The organism is Pedobacter sp. Leaf216, from assembly GCF_001421515.1.
Taxonomy (GTDB): Bacteria; Bacteroidota; Bacteroidia; order Sphingobacteriales; family Sphingobacteriaceae; genus Pedobacter.
Window position 1 is genome coordinate 27,524 of sequence record NZ_LMKM01000036.1, and the last position, 26,875, is coordinate 54,398.

21 protein-coding genes and 1 tRNA gene are annotated in these 26,875 nt (G+C 39.0%); 3 read left to right on the plus strand and 19 right to left on the minus strand.

The window, feature by feature from the left end; translation table 11 throughout:
• Positions 1-100 precede the first annotated feature (100 nt).
• Positions 101-1,060, plus strand: a complete 960-nt coding sequence (locus ASE74_RS21885; RefSeq protein WP_055914094.1) for an FkbM family methyltransferase — start codon at positions 101-103, stop codon at positions 1,058-1,060.
• Here ASE74_RS21885 and ASE74_RS21890 read toward each other — a convergent pair.
• The 13 genes from ASE74_RS21890 to ASE74_RS21945 form a co-directional block, all read right to left on the minus strand.
• Positions 1,044-2,180, minus strand: coding sequence for a hypothetical protein (locus ASE74_RS21890; RefSeq protein ID WP_055914097.1), 1,137 nt, complete (start codon positions 2,178-2,180; stop codon positions 1,044-1,046). The genes ASE74_RS21885 and ASE74_RS21890 overlap by 17 nt on opposite strands.
• A 9-nt stretch (positions 2,181-2,189) precedes the next feature.
• Positions 2,190-2,876: a glycosyltransferase gene (locus tag ASE74_RS21895; protein ID WP_055914100.1), complete on the minus strand. Its 687-nt coding sequence runs from the start codon at positions 2,874-2,876 to the stop codon at positions 2,190-2,192.
• Complete coding sequence (locus tag ASE74_RS21900) at positions 2,869-4,161, minus strand: HlyD family secretion protein (protein ID WP_162235834.1); 1,293 nt, start codon at positions 4,159-4,161, stop codon at positions 2,869-2,871. Before ASE74_RS21900 ends, ASE74_RS21895 begins: the two co-directional genes overlap by 8 nt.
• 5 nt (positions 4,162-4,166) lie before the next feature.
• A complete protein-coding gene (locus ASE74_RS21905; protein WP_082458901.1) occupies positions 4,167-6,362 on the minus strand; it encodes a peptidase domain-containing ABC transporter in 2,196 nt (731 codons plus the stop codon).
• A 12-nt stretch (positions 6,363-6,374) separates the two neighbouring features.
• A complete protein-coding gene (locus ASE74_RS21910) occupies positions 6,375-7,220 on the minus strand; it encodes a thiopeptide-type bacteriocin biosynthesis protein (protein ID WP_055914108.1) in 846 nt (281 codons plus the stop codon).
• Positions 7,221-9,386 (minus strand): lantibiotic dehydratase family protein, encoded by a 2,166-nt coding sequence (locus ASE74_RS21915; protein ID WP_055914111.1) that lies wholly within the window; start codon positions 9,384-9,386, stop codon positions 7,221-7,223.
• Between the two features lie 78 nt (positions 9,387-9,464).
• Positions 9,465-9,698, minus strand: coding sequence for a hypothetical protein (locus ASE74_RS21920; protein WP_055914114.1), 234 nt, complete (start codon positions 9,696-9,698; stop codon positions 9,465-9,467).
• A 167-nt stretch (positions 9,699-9,865) separates the two neighbouring features.
• Positions 9,866-10,012, minus strand: coding sequence for a hypothetical protein (locus tag ASE74_RS24865; protein ID WP_157255503.1), 147 nt, complete (start codon positions 10,010-10,012; stop codon positions 9,866-9,868).
• A gap of 62 nt (positions 10,013-10,074) precedes the next feature.
• On the minus strand, positions 10,075-11,277 hold the full coding sequence (locus ASE74_RS21925; RefSeq protein WP_082458894.1) for a lanthionine synthetase LanC family protein: 1,203 nt from the start codon (positions 11,275-11,277) through the stop codon (positions 10,075-10,077).
• Positions 11,267-13,465: a S41 family peptidase gene (locus ASE74_RS21930; protein WP_162235835.1), complete on the minus strand. Its 2,199-nt coding sequence runs from the start codon at positions 13,463-13,465 to the stop codon at positions 11,267-11,269. Before ASE74_RS21930 ends, ASE74_RS21925 begins: the two co-directional genes overlap by 11 nt.
• The gene (locus ASE74_RS24940; RefSeq protein WP_162235836.1) at positions 13,458-14,579 is read right to left on the minus strand and encodes a hypothetical protein; all 1,122 of its coding nucleotides are present in this window, start codon (positions 14,577-14,579) and stop codon (positions 13,458-13,460) included. The genes ASE74_RS21930 and ASE74_RS24940 overlap by 8 nt, the downstream gene beginning before the upstream one ends.
• A 10-nt stretch (positions 14,580-14,589) precedes the next feature.
• Positions 14,590-15,744 carry a hypothetical protein gene (locus tag ASE74_RS21940; RefSeq protein WP_055914126.1) on the minus strand — a complete coding sequence of 385 codons (1,155 nt, stop codon included), beginning with the start codon at positions 15,742-15,744 and terminating at the stop codon, positions 14,590-14,592.
• A 7-nt stretch (positions 15,745-15,751) separates the two neighbouring features.
• Positions 15,752-17,563 (minus strand): galactosyltransferase-related protein, encoded by a 1,812-nt coding sequence (locus ASE74_RS21945; RefSeq protein WP_235526196.1) that lies wholly within the window; start codon positions 17,561-17,563, stop codon positions 15,752-15,754.
• 242 nt (positions 17,564-17,805) lie between these two features.
• On the opposite strand from ASE74_RS21945, the gene ASE74_RS21950 reads away from it, so the two are divergent.
• Positions 17,806-18,036 carry a helix-turn-helix transcriptional regulator gene (locus ASE74_RS21950; RefSeq protein ID WP_055914131.1) on the plus strand — a complete coding sequence of 77 codons (231 nt, stop codon included), beginning with the start codon at positions 17,806-17,808 and terminating at the stop codon, positions 18,034-18,036.
• A gap of 885 nt (positions 18,037-18,921) precedes the next feature.
• On the opposite strand, the gene ASE74_RS21955 is transcribed toward ASE74_RS21950, so the two are convergent.
• The 5 genes from ASE74_RS21955 to ASE74_RS21975 form a co-directional block, all read right to left on the minus strand.
• Positions 18,922-19,305, minus strand: a complete 384-nt coding sequence (locus ASE74_RS21955) for a hypothetical protein (protein WP_055914134.1) — start codon at positions 19,303-19,305, stop codon at positions 18,922-18,924.
• Positions 19,306-19,809: 504 nt separating this feature from the next.
• Positions 19,810-20,865, minus strand: coding sequence for a nucleotidyl transferase AbiEii/AbiGii toxin family protein (locus ASE74_RS21960; RefSeq protein WP_200912345.1), 1,056 nt, complete (start codon positions 20,863-20,865; stop codon positions 19,810-19,812).
• Complete coding sequence (locus ASE74_RS21965) at positions 20,832-21,425, minus strand: DUF6088 family protein (RefSeq protein WP_055914137.1); 594 nt, start codon at positions 21,423-21,425, stop codon at positions 20,832-20,834. The genes ASE74_RS21960 and ASE74_RS21965 overlap by 34 nt, the downstream gene beginning before the upstream one ends.
• Positions 21,426-22,076: 651 nt before the next feature.
• Positions 22,077-23,348 carry a site-specific integrase gene (locus tag ASE74_RS21970; protein ID WP_082458896.1) on the minus strand — a complete coding sequence of 424 codons (1,272 nt, stop codon included), beginning with the start codon at positions 23,346-23,348 and terminating at the stop codon, positions 22,077-22,079.
• 312 nt (positions 23,349-23,660) lie between these two features.
• Positions 23,661-23,732 (minus strand) — tRNA-Arg (locus ASE74_RS21975).
• 225 nt (positions 23,733-23,957) lie between these two features.
• Here ASE74_RS21975 and ASE74_RS21980 point away from each other — a divergent pair.
• Positions 23,958-24,680, plus strand: coding sequence for an SDR family oxidoreductase (locus ASE74_RS21980; RefSeq protein ID WP_055914141.1), 723 nt, complete (start codon positions 23,958-23,960; stop codon positions 24,678-24,680).
• A gap of 81 nt (positions 24,681-24,761) precedes the next feature.
• Here ASE74_RS21980 and metG read toward each other — a convergent pair whose 3' ends face one another.
• Positions 24,762-26,870, minus strand: coding sequence for a methionine--tRNA ligase (gene metG / locus ASE74_RS21985; RefSeq protein ID WP_157255504.1), 2,109 nt, complete (start codon positions 26,868-26,870; stop codon positions 24,762-24,764).
• Between the last annotated feature and the right edge of the window lie 5 nt (positions 26,871-26,875).

Below are 26,875 nucleotides of genomic sequence, written 5' to 3' on the forward strand. Positions count from 1 at the left end.
GGTCCTCGAAATGCTAGTTTTCGTATAACCTGCTGAGAAATGAGGTATTGTTTTTCGATTTTGCGATGGCGAAATTGCTATTTAATCCCTTTCAGATTATATGTTAAAAGAATTGAAAACCACCCTAGAGGCTATATCCCAATGGTCAGCAGCTGATCAGGAATATGTTCATCATATTTTAAACCAGATTATTGCCCTTAGAGATCAAGAGCCTGAGGACCGGGACGCTGATCAGGAGAGTTATCTTCAGTTGGCGCGGCACGGCTCTTTTATGAAAAAACTCGCTGGACACTTTTCTTCTGCTATTCTAGTAGATAGTCAAATGGGTAAGTTTTTGGTTGATCCTGAAGATGTTGTAGTAGGACAGTATCTAAGGCATTCGGGAACTTATTCTGCAGAGGAACTTTCGAAACTTTCGGCTTTTGTAAATCCCACAAGCAGAGTGCTTTTCGTAGGCGCGCATATCGGTGCCTTGTGCATTCCAATAGCTAAGATTGCCGGTCAGGTGACCGTTATCGAGGCAAATCCAATTTCTTTTACGTTATTACAGCAAAATATCCTACTGAATGGATTGAAAAATTGTTTGGCTTTTAATGTGGCAGCGAATGATACCGATACCGTGATCAGTTTTATTCAAAATAGGGCTAACTCTGGAGGCAGTAAACGAAAACCCATTAAAGACGCTTTCATGTATAATTATGATAAACCAAATGAAATCCAGGTACAGGGCGCCGCACTAGATGTTCTTTTGGACGGAAGTTTTGATATCGTAGTGATGGATATTGAGGGTTCGGAGTATTTTGCGCTGAAAGGCATGCCGAAAATACTCGAATCCTGCGAGTTATTAATGATGGAGTTTATCCCACATCACTTGATCAATGTGGCAAATATATCAGTGACGGATCTAGTGTCCACCCTTAGCGCTTTTGACGTGCTTACTATTCCTTCCCTGGGCAAACAGGTTTCAGGACCTGAGATCCTGAATACCCTTCAAATGATGTTCGATCAACAGTTGGCTGATGATAGCCTGATTTTCAGTAAGACTACACCTCGAGTGTAAATTTATTATATACATCGAAGCGTTCGTCAAGATAATGTGCGTATTGCAAAAATCTTGCATAAGATGGCTTTTGACGAAATTCATTTAATATATCTAGTAGCTTTTGCTCTAGTTGAGGATATAGTTCTTCGAAGGAATAATCTGCTATATCGCCAGTCAGGTTAATATAGAAATGGCCATTTTTACTGTAACGCAATTCATAGCCCTTTTCCTGAGCATTTGGGATGAAGTCCCGGACTATTTTCCATACCTTTTCTCCCGGCCTGGTAACGCTCCATTTCAACAGGTTCCGGTGCATAAATAGTGGCTGGCCGCTGAAGTCGTGTTGTACCATGGTTGTTCCGGTAAAACCATCTGAATCACTAATATATCCACAGGTGGCAACCGGTTTTACAATCATGTGGAAAGATTGTTGGAGGAATATCCACGCGAACTTGAATGTGTCTTTATCACCGTAGAGCATTTTGTGGAAGATGTCTGCACGTTCATTAAAGAAAAGGGCAAGGTTGAGCGCTTTCCAGCAAAGGGATTTATCGATTAATATCTGGCCACTTTCTTGTTCAGGTACCTGGTACTCTTCACATTCGGTGATCTTCCATATAGGATTTTCAGGTGAGGTTAACCAGTAATCCGGCCAGAATATGGCTCCGTTTTGAGTATATTCAGTTGATTGGAATAGGAAAGATGGATCCTTTAAGGGAATATTATCTGCATCCAGAAACAGGATTTCTTTGAACGAACTGTTAACCATGGCGAGTGGTTTTAGCATAACGCCACTGAGTTGGGTGGGTGAAATGTCGTAGAAGTTACGGCATTTAACGCCATATTGTTCAATTTCGTTTATCATTTCATTAGACATTTCGTTACCAAGATGCCAGATTTCGATGGGTAGGTGGCAACCAATATATCTTAAATGTTTTACTAAAACGTAGGCGCAGGTATAATATTTTATTCCTCCGGCACACATCACGATCCCTTGTCCTGAAAACTTTTCTTGAGGATATTGATGGAAAGTGGCTAGGTGTTGATGGCATAACATTTTGATTTGTTCGATGGCTTCGTCTTCCAAAAGAAAGCCTACATCCCTTATTCCGGATGGAGTGACGTTGAAATTTGACATAACTTTTTTTTAAGATATCCAGGTGTGTAGCCAGTAGTGAAGTAACGGTGCGGTGATCTCTCCTGAAGGTGGGTTCCTAATTTCACTGTAGTCGTATGCAAATACTTCTTTCACTGGAATTGATTTCATATTAGTATTGGGATGCTTAGCTAGGCTATCTCGCATTCTAAAAGGGCCAGAGTAACTTGGGGTAAATAAGTTTTCCCTTTCTCGGCTTTGGTAAAGTTGTGCGATATCCAGGCTTAAGTTTAATAGGTAGGGGTCTCCGGCACTAGCGCAAAAATATTCAGAGGCGAGCGTCTGGTTGCAGGGGTCACACAGCATGTAACCTGTAGGATACTTGAAGGATAGGTAAATGAAGCCTTGTTTGTCCAAGAGTTCAACATCCCAGTCGACGTAGTATCCTCCAAAATGATACACAACTAGATATCGACCAATATCAGCTGCTTCGGCATGGTTTCTGGCGTTAATAAATGCATCGTAGGCAAAGCGATAGTATCGAAAGATAAATTCTGAGAGTTTGCTGTCATCCCAGATATTAAATTCGAAGTCATTTCCCAATTGGTCGCGCCAGGAAAGCAAGCATCTGTCAATAACTTCATTGGTTTTCGCCCCAAGAATGTGATGAACGATTCCCGGTATACTGTCAGATGGCTTTGGTGAGTGTTGCTCGGAGAGTGAGGATTGATTAACCATTTTTCTTAAACATTTTAATAATATTTCCAGTGAACCGTTCCAGAAGTGTGAGCTGTTCGGTAATAATGTCGGCATCAGCAGTAAGCCCGTCCTTTAGACGGACAGGACGCTCTCCATCAACTTTGACTATTTTATTGATGCTGATTCTGGCCGAGAATATGCTGTCGCGGAGTGCGGCGTCAGCGATTTTATCCAGTTTCCCATATACCATTCCGTATTTTTCATATGGAAAACTGTGGAGCTTAATTAGGACTTGCTGCCCTGTTCTGACTTTTCCGATTTGGTACTGGGGAATTGTAATTTCACCGAAAAAGTCTTCATCACCTGGATTAATAATAAATATTTCCTGGTTTTGAAAAACATTCTGGTTGAGTTGAATAACACCTGCGAACACGACGCGTCCGTCGATTGGAGCGCTTAGTACGTTTTTGATTTGCCAGGCCCTGATTTCGCTTAAACATCTATTGATGGCCTGTTGAAATTTAGTTTTCTGAATGAAAATGGTATTTTCCACGTCGAGGATTTCTTTCTGTTTGGAATTTTCCATCGAGTTGTTTTCCAGTACTGCGAGTTCATTGCTATTTTTGGGAAATTTCGAGGAAAGATATTTATTTTCCTCGTCGATAAATTCGTTTGTTGATATCACTTTTTTCTCATAGAGCTGTTGGTAGGCTTTATAGGTCCGCTCCCTATTTTTTTCCTCCCGTGTTTGCAATTTACCTTGTTCTTTGATATAATTTTCCTTTGCTTGAGATATGGCAAGGTCGCGTATGAGTAAGACTTTCTTTTGCTGATAAAATCCATTCTCATCAGTTGCTTGATATTCCTGGTACTGCTGATAAAGCTCTTGGTAAACGTCCTGAAGTTCACCCAAATTTAAGTCATTTGGGAATGAGTAAGGGAAATTTTTGATTTTCCCCGAGAAATATGCTCTCAGCTTTTCTACTTGCTCGACCATTAATTTGATATGTTCGGGGTTGGCTGAAGTCTCCAAAAAACCCAAGGCATCTCCTTTTTTTACCCATTGGTTATCCTTGACGAGTATGGAGATAAGTTTACCGTCGTGCTTGGCCATAATGGATTTTGGGGAGTTAATGGAGTTTATCTTAAGAGGTACTTTCACGATTTCCGGATACTTGATAATAGAAGAAAATCCAATGAATAGTAGCAAGATGCAAAGCATGAGGGTAATCCCCCATCGGATTATCCAACTGGGGATGGCAGATATCACATCTTCCAATTCCTGACTATTTACTTTTTTGTAAATCAGTTTCTCCTTTTCCATATTCATTAAAGCTGTTCGACTAAATGCAACTGATTTTTAACTAATTTGTAATACGCCCCTCTGTTCTCGAATAACTCTTCGTGGGTTCCCTGTTCGCAGATTTTTCCTTTCTCCAAGACAACAATATTGTCTGCGTTCTTGATCGTACTCAATCGATGCGCAACGACCACAACCGTTTTTCCGATAAAAAAATCTCCCAGGTTTTCCATGATTACTTGTTCATTGTTAGCATCTAGAGAGTTTGTAGCCTCGTCAAAGAAAATATAGGATGGGTTTTTATAGGCTGCGCGGGCAATCTGGATGCGTTGTTTCTGCCCCTGACTGATTCCTTTTCCATCTGCGCCGATCTTAGTTTCTAATCCTAGTGGTAGCTCTGTGATAAAATCCTGGATGTTAGCAATCTGAATGGCTCTGTTTAACTTTTCCATGTCCGGGTAATCGTCTCCTATGGCGATATTATTTGCTATGGAATCTGAGAAAATGTAAGCGTCCTGAAGAACCACTCCGCATTCACTCCTCCAACTTCTAAAGCCTATGGAATCCAGGGGTTCTTGACCAATTTTGATTTCTCCTTTTTCTGGCTGGTAGTAACGGAGGATCAATTTCAATAGCGTGGTTTTTCCGCTTCCGCTCATGCCTACAATAGCAGTTGTTTTTCCTTCCGGGATTTCCAAATTAATCTCCGATAAAACCGGATCCAAACCTACTCCGGGATAGCTGAAGGTGACCTGGTTGAGTCTTATGCTTCGGTCGTCGGGAAGTCCTTCTTTGTAAGAACGTTCCGGATCCTCTTCATCTTTCATCGCGTGTACTTCATTCAGCCTTTCCAGTGACAGCTTGGCGTCCTGAAGTTGCTGCATAAATCCGATCAATTGTTCAATAGGGCTATTAAGCTGACCGATAATGTATTGCACAGCAATCATCGCACCAAGTGTGAGTACATCGTCAACTACAAGCCTGACTACCATATAAGTGAGGATAAGATTTTTAGCTTCGTTGATGAAGAATGCACCTGTAATCTCAATCTGTCCCATCCTCATCGTTTTCACGCTGTACTTAAACAGTCTGGCCTGAATCTTTTCCCATTCCCAGCGCTTTTGTTGTTCGCTATTGTTCATTTTAATTTCCTGCATGCCTGAAATCAGCTGTACGATATTGCTTTGGTTTTTGGATGAAAAATCAAAGCGTTTGATATCCAGGTTCTTGCGAACTCTTAAGAATGCGTATACCCAGATGCTATAGACAATGCTGCTGATGATGAGTATGAGGAAAAGTGTAATATTGTAATAAATCAAAACGATGGAAAAGAGTACCATATTGAACATCGAAAAAGCGACATTCAGGGTAGTTCCAGTCAAAAAGGACTCGATACGCCGCTGATCGGAAATTCGCTGCATGATGTCTCCGGTCATTTTGGACTCAAAATAGCTGATGGGCAGTTTCATCAATTTGATTAAAAAGTCTGTTAAAATTTCCAGGTTAATCCTTGTACTCATGTGTAACAGTATCCAAGAACGAATAAAGTCGATGGACATCCTGCTGAAGGTCAAAACGCTCTGCGCAATCATCACAATGACAATGAAATCAAGTTTTTTTGAGCTGATGCCAATATCAACCATTGACTGGGATAAGAATGGTAGGATGAGTTGGAAAATACTGCCACAAAATAGCCCCAACATCAGTTGGATGACCATTTTTTTATGTCTGGATAAATAGGATAAAATATAGTTCCAGTCTAGTAAATTGGCTTTTTCCTCTTCTTCCTGCTCGAAAAATGCTGGTGATGGTGATAACATCAGCACTACCCCTTTCCATTCTTCCATTTGCAGCGTGCTGATCCAGTGTTGTTTGAATTCTTCCTCGTTGTAAACAATGAGGTCATTAGCCGGGTCTGCTATATAGTACTTTCCCTTTCTTATCTTGTATAGAACAACAAAATGATTCTGGTCCCAGTGCAATATGCAGGGCAGCTCGATTTCATGGATTTGCTGGAGTGTCAGGCGAATGCCGTTGGTCCGGAAGCCGATCTTCTCCGCTGCTCTGCTAATACCCAGTAAGGATACCCCTTCCCGGTTAATTCCGCATAATGCCCTCAGCCTTTGCATTTCCATTTTCTTTCCGTAATATTTGGCTATGATCCTAAGGCAGGTAGGGCCACAGTCCATTTTTTCATGTTGTTGATAAAATGTGATCTTTTTCAAATTCAAGGCTATTTAAATCTGTACTGCACTACGTTTGAAAAGGGAATGATAATGATGGCTGAGCATATAATAAAGCACCAATTCAACAATATTCTGATCGGTGACGAAATATCGGTTCATCATCATATGAATAAGGCTTTTGATGATTCCTGTGTATAGATTTTCATTACAATCCTGCTGGCATCGGGAATGGATTTGAATGAGTAACCGATGTTGAACTTCTCTTTGTTTATGGAGGTTTGAACTGGTCTGACTAAGGTACTCAAGAAGATCATTTTTATTTGTCCTTTGTTGGGTTCTCAAAAATTCCATATAAGACCTGGATGGCTGTAATTTTTTTTTATAGAAAGCAAATAGTTCCTCGCAGATGGAATGTCTTTGACTAAAATTTAGCCCTGCGTTATCCAAAAGATCATTGGCTAGCGCTGCAACCCGAAGCCAATCTCCCCTCGAGGAAGTGTGTTCTGCGATGAGATCCAGGATTTGAAAAGAATTAATTGAAAATAATTCTTCTATGTCTTCGATATTCGACGAACCATAGCGTTCGAGTTCTCTGAAATAGGTACTGTATTGGATATCTAAAATTTCCCTTTTTTCCACTGCTTGGGAAAACATATCCCGGATCAGTATAACCACTTTTGTGAAATCATCCACTTGAATTAAATGGAATCTTAGGCGCAGGTGACATCCTTGTTCGTCCTTGAATCTGATAAAGAAGAATTTTGATATCCAGCCATTCAATCGGAGTTCTCTTACTAAATGTGCGACATCGCTTTGAAGCAAATCTTGCTGCTTGGAGAAACTACAATATATTTTACAATATAACCATTCACTTCCTAAAATAAATTTACGCTGCATTTATTGCTCAGTTTTAAAGAAGTTAAAAAAACATTCATTGTTATGCCCTCCAAGGGATGATTGGACCAAAGGTGTTTCTTCATTGAAAAGATATTCTTCCAATACAATTGTACCCTTCTTCAAATCTGTCAATAAGATCTCGCAGAGATCCCTGTCATGAAAATCGATATACAGTTTGAAATCAAAACTTTTCTTCAACCATACCTTTCTGGGTATTTTACGTGATTTTTGGAGTTCGAGTAAGCTCTCTCTGTTGACTTTTTTGCCAGAAAAATCAACAATGCTGATGAGCCACTTTGCTAGTATGAGAATAACCCGATCCTGGTAGCAAACCCTAGGAAAATAATGATGAATTGGTCGGAAATCTCCCCAATCCAAAATAAACCGGTACTTGGTATTTTCTTGTACCTGCATCGATGAAAGGAAATAATAAAGCGGACTGGTATGGTTTTCATATTGATGAGCTGTGGTATTCCGGGGTATAATTTTTTTACCGATTTTCTTTGAGATTAATATCAGCTCATATTTACGGTCTATGGATAGATACAGATCACTGGCATCGACTGCATGATTTCTGTCTGCCGGCTCGTTCATGTAAGCGATTTCATGCTGATGAAGGAGCGGTCGAGAGATCAAGGCTGAATTGTTTTCGGTTTCAGGCAAATAGGTTATTTCGGCAAATACTGTATCTTCGGGCAGAAATTTTTCTTCATGTGCAACAATGTCTTTTGCAAGTTGGTGAATATCTTCATTTTCGCAGGCAAAACGACCGAGTATGTTAGCACTTGACGTGCTTCCGGCAATTTTGATTGAGATTAATGGTGATGGTCCACTTTCAAAAATTTCAGTGCCTACTATAAATGTACTGGGAAGATTGTCAGCATATTCAGGACGGCGGTTGAAGTCCTTATCTGTGATATTGATATATGGAGCGCCAGCTTTAAGGAACTCCCAATATTTGTTTGCTAAAAAAGCGTTCTGCGTCGGAAGGGGTGGATTTTCTTCTGCATCCCGGGTAAAATGACCAATGAAGGGGTTCCCCACTAGTGTGCTTTCGGTAAAATAGGCGAATCCGATTCCAATGGTGGGATCTAGGGCTTCCAACAATGGGATTTCCTGGTGTTCATATCTCGCAAAAAACCTTTTCCTAAAGTCTGCGATTAACCCATTTGGGTGCTCGGCGCAGAGGTTAATCAAGGAAGGAAGAGCCTTAGCGATGAGCCGGGGGATATCTTCATTTAAAGTGATATTTGCTTCAGTGATATATAAATTGGTTTTCAATGACCTGGTCTCAGCAAGCTGACTTTGGCCTGTCATCAGGGTAATTTTTTTTTCCAATTGGCGGATGCTTTGGAGTTTGCTCCCGACCTTTTTGGCATTAACCTTATCGATTTCGCCTGACATCCAGATCAACTGCCGCCGGATATCCTGGACGGCACTTTGATCAAAACCTTCAAGTTTTTTAACGAGAAATTTCATGAAGTTTGGCTTAGAGAGTGAAATGCCAACCTCGCTTACGATAAGCTGGGCCTTAATCAATTCCTCCACGAAGCTCTCTGCTTCCTGAGAATCTTCAGCATAACCACCATCGATCAAATATTTGCTAATTTCCTCAATATAAGTTCCTTTCGCAGCTAATGTCAAGATATCAGACAGATAGGAGGTAACCGGAACCTTTGCTACATCAAAGTTTGACTTTCCATTTTTGAGTGTACGTTCCAGGTACCTGAATTGATTTGAAAATTGATATAACGAGGTGTTAGTGTAGTAACGTTGCTTTTGTGTAAACTCACGGATTGAATTTAATTGTTCAATAATAAAAGCATAAAAGCCTAAATTAAGTGAGGTGACTGCTGTCATTTCCGGGAGCGTTGGAATATTAAATTGTGTTTGTTTCTCGATCCTTCCTACTCCGGACGCCGCAAAGATTCCAAATGGTGTGCATCTGGTGCTCATTCTGGTTGTATATTTTCGCACTGTAGAGGAAAGTTTGTCTGATAAACCTTTGCTTCTACCCTTTTCTATAGCTAGGTGCAATTCAGGAGACGCTAAAAAAATGGATTCTTTGATCAAATCATTTTTCGCAGGATCATTGGCAGCTAAAAATCGATGATCAAAAGTCGGTGTTCTAAATAGAAACCTAGGGAAATAAAAATAGTCTGCCATAAAATTTTAATAATTTGATCTGAATGCGGAGAGGCTTAGTTAATACCGTTCCCCAGTAAGGGAAACGGTATTGGTTGATTATAAACAAGAATTCATAATCCCTGTTTTACAGGAAATAGTTGGCGGAACAGTCACTGTACAACCATTAATAATGTTTGTGGTGATAGCGGGGCTTGTGCTACCAACACAAACATGGTTAAGCACGAGTTGACTTCCAGCGCTTTCGTTTTCACCACCCATGATTTTTCTCTCTTCTGCTTCCGTCAATGAACCAACGGTAAGCTTGTCTAAGCTCAATTTGATTTTTTTCATAATTTTGTTATTAGATTTTTAACTGGCTCAAGATAGAAATCACTGATGGCAAAACCTCGTAAATTTCGCTCTAAAAATATACATTTGCGTATTTTAAAAGCTACATATTGTCGTTTGGGTTAATGTACTGTCGAGGTTGTACAAACTGGACAACCATTCATTACATTTTAGGAAACAGATATACCGGCTGAGATACATACCGTATTAACGAGCAGGTTACTTCCGCTACTATTGCCACCCATGACTTTTTTTCCCTCAGCTTCTGTTAGTGAGCCGACGGTTAATTTTTCCAATGTTAATTTGTTTTTTTTCATGCTTGAAGGGATTAGTTAAGTTTTTATTTTAAAGGGAAACGTGTTTTTTTTGACGTATTCTATTAGATCAACATAATGTCGCTCCATTTGCTTATTTGGGGGCTGGTTTCTTTGCATTTGAGTCGTCGATCGGTAAGGAAGGATGAGATGCCGCAAATGCCATCCAAAAAGTCGAGATGGCGGTTATCTTCATGCTCAAGTGCAAGAATGGATAGTACATTCTCCCCAATGAGCCTGCGGGTTTCTTGGAGCCAAAATTCACTAGTGTGTTTAAATTCTATTACCCCTGTACGCTCGTAGATTCTATCAAAAATTAAAGCGACGCCTGAGGTGCCATGACAAAGACCTGTATCACTAATCAGGGTATTCCCAGGAGCAGTTCTAATGGTAGTTTCTTTGAGCATCTCTAACCAAAGTGCGGTATCGGTTTGATGATTTAAAATAGAGGAAGATTTATGCAGTATATTAAGGATGCCAAGGTCGCCATAACACCAGCCTAGTCTGGAATGTTGCAAGGTATTCTCGTTGTAATAGGCGTCTAATGGAATATATCCAGGAAAAAAGCTCATTCCTTCCATACGCTGGATGTTGTTTTTATAAAAATTAATGCTGCCAGTCGTTAGTCTTTGCAAACGATCATCCTGAACATTGTTTTCTATACAGAGTGTGAAAAATCCCAAAATTGATGCGTTTCCATGCGCCAGGCCGAAGTCGTACGCTTTAGCGTCTATCGCTCTTAGATGACTTGGCCACTTTAATTCGTTTTGGTCTTCCACCGCACTTTTTTCAAGATAATCAATCATCAAGCGAATTTGAGTGGTATTTCCTCGCTTAAGGAAATACATTGACAATCCCAGTGCACCATGCAGAAAATCCCAGTTCCCTTCCATCAGGTAGTATTGCATGCAACTAGCCAAATATTGGTCGATATGAAAAAAAAACTCTTGCTCATTGTAGAATAAAATATCGTTGTCTTTTAGGTACATCAGAAATAAAGCCTGACCTGCAAGACCATCACAGAGTGTAGGTGATAAGCTATCCTTTGAAGCGATATGTTTGAGCATGGCCTGTATCGCTTCCTCTAAATCGTCTTGATTATCCCGGCCTTCCAACATTTGGAGTGCTTGTGAGAGCAGCCAGCCTCCTATACCGCAAAAAAGGGAATAGTTGTCATCAAAACACGCTAGACCCTTTTTTTCTGACATCCATAAATGGATGTCTTCACTTAAATGATCCCGAATAATTGCTGATTGATTAGCGTCCATTTTTTGCCTCCTCTATTGCTACTTTGAGTACATTGTCTTCTCTTTGTTGATAGGATGCCACGGTAGGTTCTACTTGGATATCAGGAACGATGCCGATCGCGTGATGTTTGGAGCCATCTCCGTTTTGGGTGAAAAGCCCCGAAAAGGTCATCCGGTATTTCCCCTGCATGAGTAGTACATTGATTGTTCCATTTGTTCCTGAAGTGGGTTGACCGATTAATTTGCCCAATTTAAAATATCGTATTTGTGCTAAAAAGGTCTCTGAGGCACTCTGTGCACTGGCATCAGTTAAAAAGTAAGCCTTTATTGATAGGTGTCTGTCAGCTGGTCTTGAAACCGCTATAGCCCTGTCGTAGCGGTTATTCGTCATATTGGGCCAAAGAATTTCCGGAAAGGAAAACAGATGAATCTTTTGCTTTTTTGTCTGAAGCAGGTTAATGATATCAAATACTTGGTCGTCTACCGGATATCCTCTCATATCAAATATTACTGCTTTAGCCTGTTTAAGGGTATCGATCATTTCCTTACTGAAACTCCGCCTGGTCAAATCAAAGTAGTAGATATCGCTGGTAACCCAGCCGCTTTTGCGCTCAAAGTCAGATGATTTTCCTGATCGATATTGAACTGCTGGTCTTGTCCTTTTCAGGAATATTGTTGTATCCTCTCCATGGTGATTCAGTTTTAGTTGCAGTTCACTTTTATCATCTCCATTACTGAGCCTTGTGAGTGCAGCCATGTCCTTCCATTGCGGTGAACCTGAGATGAGTTTCTTTTGATTTTCAATATATTGGGCTGCCCCCAGACCATTGATTTCAATTACCTGATCACCATTTGCGATTTTTGATTTCAATTGATCATCCAATATCCCTTTGATCACAACCTGCTCTCCAGCACGTGCGAATAATAATGGAGCAGATAAGCTATCAGGGCGATGGGAACCGTCAAAGAAATCAATCATGATGTGTCCATCATTCAGTGCTGTTGTCATTTCTTTCAAGACCTTGATAAATCCATCAGAATCCATTGCCTTAAAAGCTGCCTTGGCTGAATGGTTGAAAAGGCTGTCGGGATGATGTTCTACATCCCGCCAGTACGGAAATGAGTGTCTGAGTACGTTCCATGCGATCACTAAATTACCCAGACGTACCTCTAAAAAACTCCCCGCTTGATTGCTTCTATGTGCTTTATCTTGTGCGATTGCTGCTTGAAATGCAAAAATATCTTTCTCTGCTACAAGTGGAAAAGTTCGAGTGGCGTCGCCTGGAACTGCTGTAGGCACCATGCATCGTATACCTGGGACCATTTCCTCATCGATATAATCTCCTAGATGATGTTTTCGACTAAATAGTGGCGCTGCTAATGTATCTTTTGCTGAGAGAATGATAGTATTGGTAAGAGGCTTGTTCTCTGCGGCAACATCCTTATTCAACTCCAGTGGGATGCGTTTATTTCGATCAAGGATTTCCAGCTTTAGATCTTTGACATCCAGGTTTAGTCCATCTAGCAATTGCATTCCTATCGCAATTTCTTCTTGCGAGGACGTAATAGTCCTTTCGAGTTGGAGGGATTGCGCCGAAATGTTAGTGTGTATTTCGGGGGAGGGGCGAGATTCCAGTGCATTGCGATAAAAAATGGACAATTCCCGGTCATCAGACTTGTTTTGATTCCGGATCCGCATACTCAAGCGGTATTTCTTCCCCTGATAGGCTGATACGTTAGCGCTGGCAATCAGGATTGGTTGCGGACGTTTTTCTTCCGGTAATAATGGTGGACGGTTTAGCCTGATACTTTTGAAGAAATCATCTCTTCCGTATAAATTGAATCCTTTGTGTTGCCAAGATACAGTTAGCGGGCTTGCCACATCCCGTGGTATTTTAAAATCAATCTCTGTCTTTATTTTTTTTGCCGAGGTGTAGAATTTTGCAGTAGGGGCTATCGGGGAGAAAAGTTCCCGGAGTTTCAATAATAATGTTTCATCATCTGGTACATCAATAATTTGTTTGGCTCCATAAATAGCAAAGCCCGACCAGTATTCTTGCTTTGCCTGATCAGCAGGATGGAAAAACCTTACGTAACCATAGCTTTTTGCAAAAGCCATTATATTTCTTTGCTGCCGCCAGCTCATCTGCGCGCATGCCACGCAGATGGAGGAAATAAATAAAAAAATAAACAAGAGAAATTTATGCATAGTTAGTTGTAGGGTGTAGTTGAACTTGTTTGATGTAGGTTTGAAGTAATTTGGCCCTTTTTTGATGCGAAAAGTTTCGAAAATGGAAATCTTGCTTCCCAGGGGTAAGTGAGAACAGTTCAGATAAGTGAGCCTGATCGAAGGCCAGTAGATCATTTGATTTAAGATGCTTCATTGATGTCTTTGTATGCATGAAATGCTGGGTATTTAAAATAGAAAGACCCAGCAAATGCAATTTGTATATCAATCCCTGATTTGGATAGTTAGTCAGATCAATGGCAACAAGCTCAGATGATAATGCCAATTTGAGAATTTGCTCTTCGGATTGGTCATCAAGAAAAACAAATTTTTTCCTCAAATGCAGCTCGTTTGGGAATTTGGCTGTAATGTCGTGTCCGAAAATGAAAAAGCGTTCATAAGTTTTTTCGCATGCGAAGAACAAACGTTTCAGATCTGCCTGATTCATTCCTTTTACAAAGATAGTCATCGCCTTCAAATGATGTTGATTTTCAATTTTACCTGCCTTCCTGATGAGCGATAAGTCAAGGCCATATTCCCATAGTTTGAATTTTGCTGAGGAGATCGCGAACTCCTTTTCAAACGCTTGTTTGATCTTCTGGGTCGAGCAGAGAATAAGCGCACTGGCGGATATAAGTGTTTGTATTGAGTTTGGGGTTGTAGCCGGATCTTTTTGTTTCTCGTGTAATTTGGGAGAAATACGTTTATGCATTACATCTGTTTGATCTATTTGCTCAAAAAAACTAATGAGTTTTCCAGCCCGATGTTGAATCTCAGGTGCAATAAATGCTATCTCCAAACCATCGATGAAAAATATCAGTTCTTGATCAGGTTGATGTATTGTATTTAATTCCAAATAATCCAAGATCCTTTTAGAAAGAGTCATATTTGAGGCCGCAGTTTCTGGATTTTCTCTCCAGTAAATATAATGGCTAAAGATATTTCCCCTATTTGAGACTCTGAGCGCTGCTGGTTTCTTTGTTAGAATTATTAAGTGTAAGGCTTTGAAAATTCCTGAATTTGCAGATAGGAATTTTGATAAATAAGCATCGGTTTTCTTTTCAGTAATGATTAATAAAATGGTGGTGTCTTTCATACTGCTCTTTTTAAAATGCCAAGGATAATTCATGCCAATCCGCTCTTCTGTAGTCTAGTCTACTAAGAATTGCCATAGCCAGACCTGAGATGCCATCGAGTCCAATGTTTTTGATTTGAGGCTGATAAGCAGCTTCAATGATATCATCCCCAATATTTAAAATCAGGTAAGATATATACGTGTCAATCGCTTCTTCAAGAGGACCTTTTTTTAGACTCATATTAATATGTTGAAGAAGCGAAATGGTTTCGGTGTGCAGAGAAACGCCCAGAATTGAGAAATCAGCATCTTTGCAATCCTTTACCATGTTTAATATCATTGCCGGGAAATCTTCGTTTGCTAGAATATTTTGAATACCGGAACTGTAAGAAATGTAATAGGTTTTGATCAATAGATTGAGGCATACTACCCAATCTTTTTCTATGCTATAATCTTTAAGGGTTGCGTACAACTGAACAAGGTTCTCGTTGTTTTTAGCAAGCAGTACTTCTCGATAGTCGCTAGCAATCTTTTTACAAATTCCTTTGTTCAAGGTAGCGTTGAGCAGCCCAACGGCTAAGTACATATCTTCGGATAAATTGATCAGATTAATCAGGTCTTTCTTCTCTCCAATGATCCTTCTCATGTTCAAATGACTAATTGGATCTGGAATTTTTGCACTTTTCCCCACATGCTCAATGTGCAGAATAATCCTCTCCAATTGCAAGAGCAGATTAATGTCTTGAATCTCTTCCGTCTCGATTGGGTCGATTTTTTCGAGGAGATACCGGGTCACCCCAACAGAATCACGGTGCAAGTCAACATGTAGCGATTTTTTTTCTACCCTGAAATCAATTTCTGTAAAAATGGTATTTTGATCAGAAATATCAACAAAGTCTCGTGCTGACAGGTATCTGATTGCAGCCCCAATTCCCGTCAATCCGACGGTATAGTCGATGTTGTTTCCTTTAAGATCTGTGATTGTCTCTAAAAGCAGTTCATTTGCAAAATCAAAAAGAATCTGTTCATCACGATATTCACTATAATGGTATAAAAATACTGCGGAGCCCATTTTACCTAAACTTAGGCTTCTGTCGCTGGAAAAATTTGCATTAAGTAATAGCGCCGTACTGATGCGTTGAAGCAGCTGTTCGTAGGTGGCTGAGATTTCATAGTTCCTGTTCATAAATCATTTAAATTAGTTCTTCATCCCATTCAAGGATATAAGATTCGAGTCTGTCCTTCTCCATATTACTCACCTTTATATATTCATTGTAGCTATTTAGGGTCTCTTTCTCGTCGGCGAAATGTGAATTCAGCCCACGCTTATGATGTAGATGAAATAAAGGCCCTTTTATCCTGCCAAGGTTATAACCCAAAATGCGCGCCCTTTTATTGATTTCCTGATCTTCAAAGCCCCATCCGACGAATCTGGGGTTATCTAGTCCCATGTTGATAAAGGCCTGACGGTCCAGTACGCAACATCCTCCGAAAGATGGCATGGCAGTCTGAAAATCTCCCAGGTATTTATGTAAAGGGGCAAGATCGAGTTTTTCTACAAAATATTTCTTTAAAGCGCCTCTGACGTTAATAAAGTTACCATCATAGGGGTAGCAAACCTGAAGTATTCCTTTTCTCACTTCAATGACGGCCCGGTAGATTTGATCTGCTGGGATCACTACGTCACAATCGTATTTGATCACAAGTGTAGTACCAGCTTCTAGAACCATCCAGTTGTTATACAATTCCCGGTAGAATAATGGATTTGAATCCTTTTTAAAAACATAATCCACTCCTTCGGGAATAAAGAAGTCCGTTAATTTTCTGTACCGATCTCCTTCAACTACTAAAATTTTTGCATTGAAATTTTTACGCAGATAGCGTAGAATGGTTGAGGCATTTTCAAGTCGGTCTTCACTTTCAATTCGTAGGGGAATAATAAAAGTTACATCGCTGCATTGGTAAATTTTATCTTGCGCACATTGCCGGATCATATCAACGTATTTGTTGCTACAGGTATTATGCTGAACATAGTCCAAGTACTTCCCGTAAGGTACAGTCTCTGCATAATTTCCCTTGAAAAACAGTGTTTTAGCTTCTGTTGGTCCAACGCCAGCATTATGGAAAATCTTTTTATTTAACCATTCCGTTTGATCATGAAAAGGCCAGCAAAAATCAAGGTCTTCATGGAGTTTCACTTCTGCTCTTTCTAAAGCATTCCATAGTATCACCCACATATCCGAACACCAACTTGATATTGGGGTATATTTACGGCCTTGATTTTTATACTTTTGATAGTATAGCCGCTCATACTTATTTTGCGTGGAGGTTAAGAATTGGTAGAGAATGTTACAGTCTATTTCAATTTTCTCCCAAAATTTACTATCAACGTTCTTTAAAAGTGTCTGTGCTCCACCTGCATTTTGATCATTTTTTCTGATTAGTTCCTCCTTGAAACCGAGAACCTCACACATTCCCGTAAGCAAACCGGGGGCGCAGCGATCAATATATGCTGAATCTAAATAGGACCTGGTGTCGGAGAAATACCAGGTATCACCGATGCATAAAAAGTCGAAATCAGGTATAGAATCGGTGAAAACAATATCTGTGTCATGGTAGAAAATATGTTCAACCGATAGCCACAAATGTTCCTTGAAATGTTTTGCGATGATGTGAGGTCTGACCGTTGAAACATAGGATTTTTCTATTCTGTTATCTGCATAGTAAAAAAATGAGACGTCGTCAGAATATTGGTCCGTGAGGTCCTTGAAATGTGGATTAATCCCTTTATCTGGGTCATAGGAAATCAGAATATGGTAATTTTCCTTGATGATATTGAAGGATTTGAAATTAAGGATTTGAATTTCAAGTTGCCACATGAAATAATCGGTATCTGGTAATGCGGAAAGAAAGATCATTAGATTGATTTGCTTGAATTCATATTTTGTTCCTGTGCAGCTAAGTTCAGGACAGACCTTAATGTTTATTGCCCTTTTGTAGCTCAAGAATTGAAGGTAATTGAATGAGACATCGGTACCAAAAAAGTTGGATGAGTCGGCCCAAATTGATGTCGGAAAAGGGATTCTATTATATGAAAGGGGAAAAATGGGAGTTTGGGGATTCATCGGTTAAAATTCGCGTACTGCTTTACTGATTCATCCCTTAAATCTAACTATTTATATAATTATTTTCCGCTCAGCACCTGCTTTTAACTATACTTACCTGACTTAATTATTACGCAATCATTATGAGAGTTCAGGCAGGCCAGGTTATACGAAATCTTAGAATCAATCATCAGTTGAGCCAGCAGCAAGTTGCTGATAAACTTAACATCAGCAGACAAACCTATGTAAGGTTTGAATTGAATGTGGTAGAGCCTACGCTATCACACTTTGCTTTACTGGCTTCTTTATATAGTTTTGATTTTCTCGACATCATTCGATTAATAAGCGATCGGAATTTTCAAAATAGTCACTAGTTTGAGTATAGAATATGGTTCTATTAAGGATCGGCAACCAATTTCAATCTGAACTCTTGGAAGCATATATCCTGGTGTTTCGATAATATTTGGATAGTGAATCTCAATTATCCTAGGGTCCTGATCACTCGCAACGGCATCAAAACCTTTATCTTTAAAGCAAGCATGTAACTCTTCAAAAAAAGCACTTGTCTACATTCTCCTGCAGTCTTTCTTAGGTTTGTACGTTCTCTTTTCGAGAGATTTCCTGTGAATACTAGAAATTTTCTATCAATTGAGAAGGCCACATCTTCAGAAATCGTTCTATCAATTCCAAGCCTTACTTAAAGATGCCCCCCCTTTGAATACTAAAGCTCTTCCTACTTCCATTTCAAAGATATTACTAAGCGTTTGAGTTACCCACCAATCCTTTTCGACAGCAAAGCAGGCATTCCTGTTTGATTACTAATAGTATTAAAGATAGCTTCTTTTTATGCTGGTTCTATATCATAGAAATTAATCACATTGCTTTCTTTACTATTGGCACCAGATTTCGATCAAAAAACGACTTAGTTGAAATACAAATTTTCGGCAGTAATGGCGCTTTACTGCCAAGAGTTTGGCAACAAAAGGCATTTACTTTAAGAGAAATGAGCGCGCATTTTTTAGGAGAATTGATTCAAAGCATTAATTTTACATACTACAGGTTGTAATGTCAACACTAAATTTTGATCATTGAACACACATCAGATTACTCTCAAGGTCAAGGATTATTTTTAAAACTTCTGGCAATAGGAATATTCGCGAGTCGCGAATTGAAAAATATTTTAAGAGAAGCTTGATAAACACTAATTATTATTAAGCCTCTAATATTTCAGAATAGTAATACGATAGCCGCATTTTAAACTAAATCTCAATGATCAAATCTTCCTCATAGCCATTATACTTCTCATTCAAATAGCCATGTGGATTACAGATGATTTCAGTTTTTCCAATAGTATATCTGGCAGGCGTGTGTATATGGCCATGAATCCAATACAAAGGCTGATGCTCCAAAATCACATCTTCAAGGTTTGAAGCATATGCAGCTGACAAGGCATGATCTCTATAAAGCTCGGGTATCGACTTCACACTAGGAACATGATGGGTAATCACCACATTCTTAAAGCCACTTGATTCTTTGAGACTTTTTTGTAGCCAAGATTTTGATTTTTGGTGAATCTGGTAAGTATCTATTGATCTTAATTTTGAATATGCCGGATCAACGCGTATCTGTGCATAATCGTTCATTCTAGTCTGGCAAATAATGCCAGACTCCACAGGATTTCCAAATAAGCTAAAGTCAGTCCACAAAGTTGCACCGTGGACCTTATGCCCTCAAACTCAACCATATTATTTTCAAGGACATTTACATTTGAGTTTTTGGATGCTTCAAGTATTTTGTTGAGTGTCTTCGGGTATGATCCTTTATAATTGCTATCCCTTTTCCTTCTGCTGCTTCTTTTACATCTCTCTTAAAGGATTCCTTTCCGTCTTCTCCCTGATTTGCTCCCTCATTTACCTTCTCTTTTGCTCCCTCATTTGCTATCTCTTTTCCTTCTGCTGCTTCTTTTACATCTCTCTTAGAGGATCCCTTCCGTCTTCTCCCTGATTTGCTCCCTCATTTGCTATCTCTTACAGGCGAAGGAACAGATACACTTATTGCAGTTTTCACTACAATTTGATGCAATTTTCATACGCCATCCCTTATGGCTTACGTTCTGCGGCACGTTTTGAGTTTAGGAAAAAAAATATTTAGCTATCAAATTCAAGACTAAATTTCCATGAAACCGAAGATAGCTTTTTTTTCAACTGCTCAATATTTTCAACCAGATCTTGAAAACTAGGTGGATTTTGTTCGTAAATCATTTCGCTTTTCATCTTGTTATAGTCGACTTCCCAGGCTCTGATGAAATCAGCATGCGGAATAGGATCTAATGTTAGTGGATTATGCTTGTTATAATCTACGCCACCAATTTTAGCATATTCATATCGATGGGCGACAATCGTCTCATATAAATTTTTGTCTTCAATAGCAGATAGAATTTTCTCATTTTGTGATAGATGATAAACATCATACATGTGGCGACTCAATCGGTCGACACGAATTTTTTCAACAGGCCGATTAAACTCTTCATGTAGTAAAAACAATTTCTCCAAAAAAGTTCGTTCCGCATCAACGGTTGGCACACTAATAAAAGGGGACGCAAATTCACCTTCTGGATAAGTTTCATCTACAAGAGAACCAAATTCTTTTATCGAATATGGTTCGATTAAGGATCGGCAACCAATTTCAATCTGAACTCTTGGAAGCATATATCCTGGCGTTTCAATAATATTTGGATAGTGAATTTCAATTATCCTAGGGTCTTGATCACTCGCAACGGCATCAACAACCTTTAATTCTACGGCATCAAAACCTTTATCTTTAAAGCAAGCTTGTAACTCTTCAAAAAAAGCGCTTGTCGTATATTCTCCTGCAGTCTTTCTTAGGTTTGTACGTTCTTTTTTCGAGAGATTTCCTGTGAATCCTAGAAATTTTCTATCAATTGCTAAGTCCACATCTTCAGAAAATCGTTCTATCGATTTCCAAGCCTTACTTAAAGATGTACCCCCTTTGAATACTAAAGCTCTTCCTACTTCCATTTCAAAGATAATACCAAGCGTTTGCGTTACCCACCAATCCTTTTCGACAGCAAAAGCAGGCATTCCTGTTTGATTACTAATAGCATTAAAGATAGCTTCTTTTTCTGCTGGTTCTATATCATGGAAATTAATCATATTGCTTTCTTCATTATTTTTTGTACCCATACTGGAGCCAAAGAAATATCATGTTCCAAATCTTTCTTATGCTCTTTTCTTAAAAGGACAAGAATTTTTTTTTCTTCTTCTTCACTTAATTTACCATTTCCAATTTCCTTTAAAGCTTGGATAACCAGGCGACTGATTTTCCCTTTTGCTAATAAGTTACTTGGAGTTGATTTTTTAAAAGTAATTGTTCTTTTCCCAATTTTTATTTCACGTGGGGAGCCATCCGTAAGTAAAACGATTTTCATCGGAATTTGTGTACTTAGCCCTAAAGCATTTAAAGCATATATTCCTGTAGGGACTGTACGTATCTTATCACGTTTAGCAATTGCTTGGGCAATCTCTTCAACAGATGGTATAACAGCACCAATATATTTACTTTCTTTGGGTCTTACATAAATGCCTTGAGCCACGCGAACAATCTCCTCTTTATCAGTCAGCCGTTCCAAAGCTTTCCTTACAGCTTCTGATGAACCACATTTACTAAAATCATCAGGAAAGAATAAAGTTCCCTTTGGCCTTCTCTTTATTAAACGTTCTATTTGTTTCTCTATACTTTCCATTAGACCACACCTTTTATATTGTCACAAATTTAATCAACATTTGTGACAATATCATCATATTTTCTGTCACAAATATTGACAATATTTGTGACAGAAAAAAATCATAAGCAACATTAAGAATAACATCTGAAATAGAACCATACTTAGCAACTATCTGATTAAGTTGTTGATTATCTTTAGTTACATGACCTAAAACCAATCACGGCATTAAGTGCCGCATCCGCATCTCGTGTGAGAAATTAAACTGATAGATCATGTTAGTTTTAATATCCTCTTGTCTATACATCTTTTGCAATACCTTTGTTGAAACTTTGTAATCGATCAGATCTAGGAAATAAATCACACCTCTTTTTTCCATAAAGCTTGTTATTTCGATCAGATATAAATTAAATGATGAAAATAACAAACAATTTGATTTGGCTGACCAGGCAAACTAATGCTCGATGTCCCTGCTACCTTGCTCACAATATATAAACTAAGCTAGCCTTAAAACAATACAAGAAAAGCAAGCTAACCTTAAATTACCATCCATTTTAAGGTTAGCTTGCTTTTGACCTTAAAGATACAACGATCCAACTCTTAATACTATGCGTCAAATCAGCGGAAAAGCTCTTCATAAAACAGCAACTGTGTGTATTAACTAATATCAATCTATCTAAATAGCTTCATAACTTTCGTATCACCAGTATCCTCTTCATCCTTATTCCGTTCCAGAAGTTTCTCCTGTAAGGCGGACATTTCAGTACTAACTTTAGTATCGATCACCTTCGCATAATGCTGGGTAGTTTTTAAGCTATTGTGGCCAAGCATCTGGGATACCGTCTCAATCGGCACACCATTGGAAAGCGTAATAGTCGTCGCAAAAGTGTGCCTGGCAAGATGATACGTAAGAACCTTAGTGATGGTACAAAGATCTGCGATCTCTTTGAGGTACCCATTCATCCTCTGGTTAGTGAGCACCGGCAACGCCACTTTTCTCCATCGGCATATCCTGTGGTTTTTATACCTTTCAAGAATTACTTTCGCCTCATCCAACAAAGGGATGTGACAGGGTGTTTCCGTTTTCTGCCGTTTGATGAATATCCATAAATTACCGTCATCACCCTTTGTAATCTGATCCGGGCGAAGCTGCTTCACATCTATATAGGAAAGGCCTGTGTAGCAACTGAAAATAAAAATGTCACGAACGATATTTAAGCGCTCAAGTGGAAATTCCCTGTTTTTAATTCTATCCAACTCTTCCATATTTAGAAAAGTCCTTGCCTTAGCTTTAGCAGTATTGCGATAATTTAAAAATGGATTACCGACTATCCACCCGGCGCCCAGGCAATACAGCATGATTTTTTTCAGGTGAACAATATATTTCCGGGCAGACATCGCATTATTTCCTCGATCTATTCTAAGAAATAACTCATAATCGGTGATAAATTTAAAATCCACCTTTTTGATGTTAATGTCCTGAACCTCATATTTGAGCTGAAGAAATTGTTTAACATGTCTGATGGAACTTTGATAGGTTTGAAACGTGCTATAACTGTATCCTTTACCAATCAGTTTTTCCATATTGTCATTGTGCTTCTGATAAACTCTCAGCAGGCTATGGTTAGAGGTATTCTTTCCGGTAAGATGATCCCTCAAGACTACCGCTGTCACCACATCTTCCTTTTCAACAAGAGTGGTATGAAACCGTCGAACTTTTGAGGCCAGCGTGTCCAGATAATCATTAAGTTCCCGGATCTCCTCGCGCAGGCCAGTGCCTTTTCCTTTAAGCGCCGACCAGAAGCTGGGAATAATTTCCCTGCCGACAGAATATTCCGAATGTTTTCCTTTCACAGTAATCCGTAAATAGATGGGCATCATCTCGCCCTTGATAAAATTTTTTGGTCTTTTCAGATAGAATAAAAGATGAAAATTGTAACTCATAATGATACATTTAAAATTAAACAAATGTACATTTGAGCCAGTGAGTCATCAAGATGTTCGTTAGCCGAACGAGCTGTAAATCAATATCTTACAAAATAATCCAGCACCCGAACATTTCGGAATAATTCTGGTTTTGATATTTCAATCAATTCACTGACCTACAGCATTTTACAAAAAATAGTCAATTTTCGACTCACTAAAATTAACCATTCAGAATGGTCGAAAACGGGTCTTAATGTGTTATAAAAACCAAAACAAAGTCTTGAAAATCAACGATTTGCGCGACAATGTTCTGGTTTGAATCCAAGGAAGTGGTCCCGACGAGAATCGAACTCATATCTAAAGTTTAGGAAACTTCTATTCTATCCGTTGAACTACGGGACCGTTTATTTTTGCTCCGGCAAATATAGCAAAAGTTTTGTCGCAAGAGAATTCATTTTAAACAACTCTACAGAAAGAAAATTAACAAAAGTCTAGCTAAAAAGCCTTATCAAAAGCCATATTCAGCAATAAACCATATACCTCTAGTCATGGTTAAAAAACTGTACTACTCACCATAATAAATCTTTAAAATAGCTTGATCTTTGTTTTAACAAAATGATTTAGAATATGAAATTAGCAAACAATAAAATACTTATAACCGGAGGCGCCAGTGGTATAGGCTTCGGACTAGCGGAAAGATTTATACAGGAAAATAATACAGTAATTATTTGCGGAAGGCGTGAGTCGGCATTGGAAGAAGCTGCCAAAAAATTACCCTCTGTACTTACTAAGGTTTGTGATTTAAGCACTGAAGCCAACCGAACTGAACTTTATAACTGGATTGCCGAAAATCATAGCGACTTAAATGTATTGGTAAATAATGCTGGCATTCAAAATTGGATGGATATTAACGATAATGATTTTTATCAAAAAGCTGAAGATGAAATTACCACTAATGTTTTAGCTCCGCTCCATTTAACAAAACTTTTTACAGGTTTGGATTCATTGGATACAATTATTAATGTTACCTCTGGACTGGCTTTTGTGCCGCTATCGGCAGTGCCTGTTTATTGTGGCACAAAAGCATTTTTGCGCTCATTTACACTCTCTTTACGGCATAGCCTCAAAAATTCAAAAATTGAAGTTATCGAAATGATCCCGCCAGCTTTGGATACCGATTTAGGTGGTAAAGGCATCCATAATGTACATCCTGCTGTTAGTGATTTTGTAGAATCAGTTTTTGAACAGATGAAGGAAGGTAAAACGGAATTAACATTTGGAACAAGCGGCGACCGGGCAAAAGCAAACAATGAGGTAATCGCTGATTATTTCAACCGGATGAACCCTTAATTAAAATTGAGTCGTAATTTTAACACAAAAAAGCCATCTGATTTGCATCAAATGGCTTTTTTGTTGCAGTTAAACCAAGTATTACCTGATTAGACTACCTTCCTGAAATTTTTCTGCAGGCGCAACAAAAGTCAGTTTTCCTTCCGAATTTTCAGCCATTAAGATCATTCCTTGAGATAAAATCCCCTTGATTTCTCTTGGTGCCAGGTTTACAATCATGCTTACCTGTTTACCTATAATATCTTCAGGTTTATAGTCTTCAGCAATGCCAGAAACTACTGTCCTTTCATCAATGCCCGTATTTACCGTAAGTTTTAATAGTTTCTTGGTTTTTTCAACTTTTTCAGCTGCAATTATTGTGGCTACACGGATATCCATCGCAGAAAAATCGTCAAACTGTATGTTTTCTTTTGCCGGAACAGCAACTACATTACTGGCTGCATTACTTGCCTTGCTTTGATTAAGTTTTTCAATTTGAAAGTCGATCTCCGCATCTTCAATTTTATCGAACAGGAGCACAGCTTCACCGATTTGATGACCACGTTTCAACAAGTTAACACCACCTGCATTTTCCCAGTCATGGCCACCGTTTATCAACATTTTCATTAATTTTTCAGCTGTGAAAGGCAGAAAAGGTTCAATCAAAATCTGAATATTGGCTGCAATCTGAAGCGCAAGATGTAAAATCGTTCTAACCCGGTCTTCGTCGGTTTTAATCAATTTCCAAGGCTCAGTTTCTGCCAGGTATTTATTTCCCAAACGGGCAACATTCATCACTTCGGATAAAGCTTCTCTGAAACGGTAATTTTCAATCGATGCTGAAATTTTTGCAGGATAGCCAGCCAATTCATCAATAACTGCCTGGTCTACATCGGTTATCTGCATACAGGTTGGTACCGTGCCACCAAAATATTTATGCGTAAGCACCACTACACGGTTTACGAAATTTCCCAATATTGCAACAAGCTCATTGTTATTTCTTGCCTGAAAATCTTTCCATGTAAAATCATTATCCTTCGTTTCAGGGGCGGTTGCAGTTAATACATAACGCAGTACATCCTGTTTTCCTTCAAATTCTCTCAAATATTCATTCAGCCAAACTGCCCAGTTTTTAGACGTCGAGATTTTTTGTCCCTCTAGGTTTAAAAACTCATTTGCAGGTACATTATCCGCTAGAGTATATTCGCCATGAGCCATCAACATCGCCGGGAAAATAATACAGTGGAAAACAATATTATCTTTACCGATAAAATGCACCAATTTGGTTTCGTCGCTTTTCCAGTACTCTTCCCAACCGCATTTATCACTCTCATAGCTGCTGATGTAATATTCCTCAGCCTTCGGGTTCCATACATCTAGCTTGGCGTAATTACACAGCTCTTTTGTTGCAGAAATATAGCCTATAGGGGCATCAAACCATACATAAAGCACTTTTCCTTCTGCATCGCGTAATGGAACACGTACGCCCCAATCTAAATCACGCGTCATCGCCCTTGGCTGCAAACCTGCATTTAACCAGCTCTGACATTGCCCATAAACATTCGGCCGCCATTCTTTGTGGCTTTCGATATAAGTTCTTAACCTTTCTTCGTATTTATCAAGCGGCAAAAACCAGTTTTTAGTTTCTTTTAAAATTGGCTTATCGCCAGATAATGTAGATTTAGGATTGATTAAATCAGTAGCATTTAAAGTTGAACCGCAATTTTCGCACTGATCGCCATAAGCATTTTCATTGCCACATTTTGGGCAGGTACCGGTAATATAACGATCGGCTAAAAATTGCTTTGCTGTAGCATCATAATACTGCTCAGTAATTTCTTCAGTAAAAACACCTTTATCGTATAAAGTTTCGAAAAAATCAGCAGCTGTTTGATGGTGCGTTTGTGAAGATGTACGGTGATAGATATCAAAAGAAACACCAAACTCTTTAAAAGAGTCGCCAATTATTCTGTGGTATTTATCTACCACTTCCTGAGGCGTAATTCCTTCTCTTTTGGCCTTTAAAGTAATGGGCACCCCGTTCTCGTCAGATCCACAGATGAATTTCACATCACGTTTATTCGACCTCAGGTAACGCGCATAAATATCTGCAGGAATGTAAACACCGGCAAGGTGTCCAATATGAACCGGTCCGTTGGTATACGGTAGTGCTGCAGTTACGGTATATCTTTTTATTTTACTATTATCCAAAACAA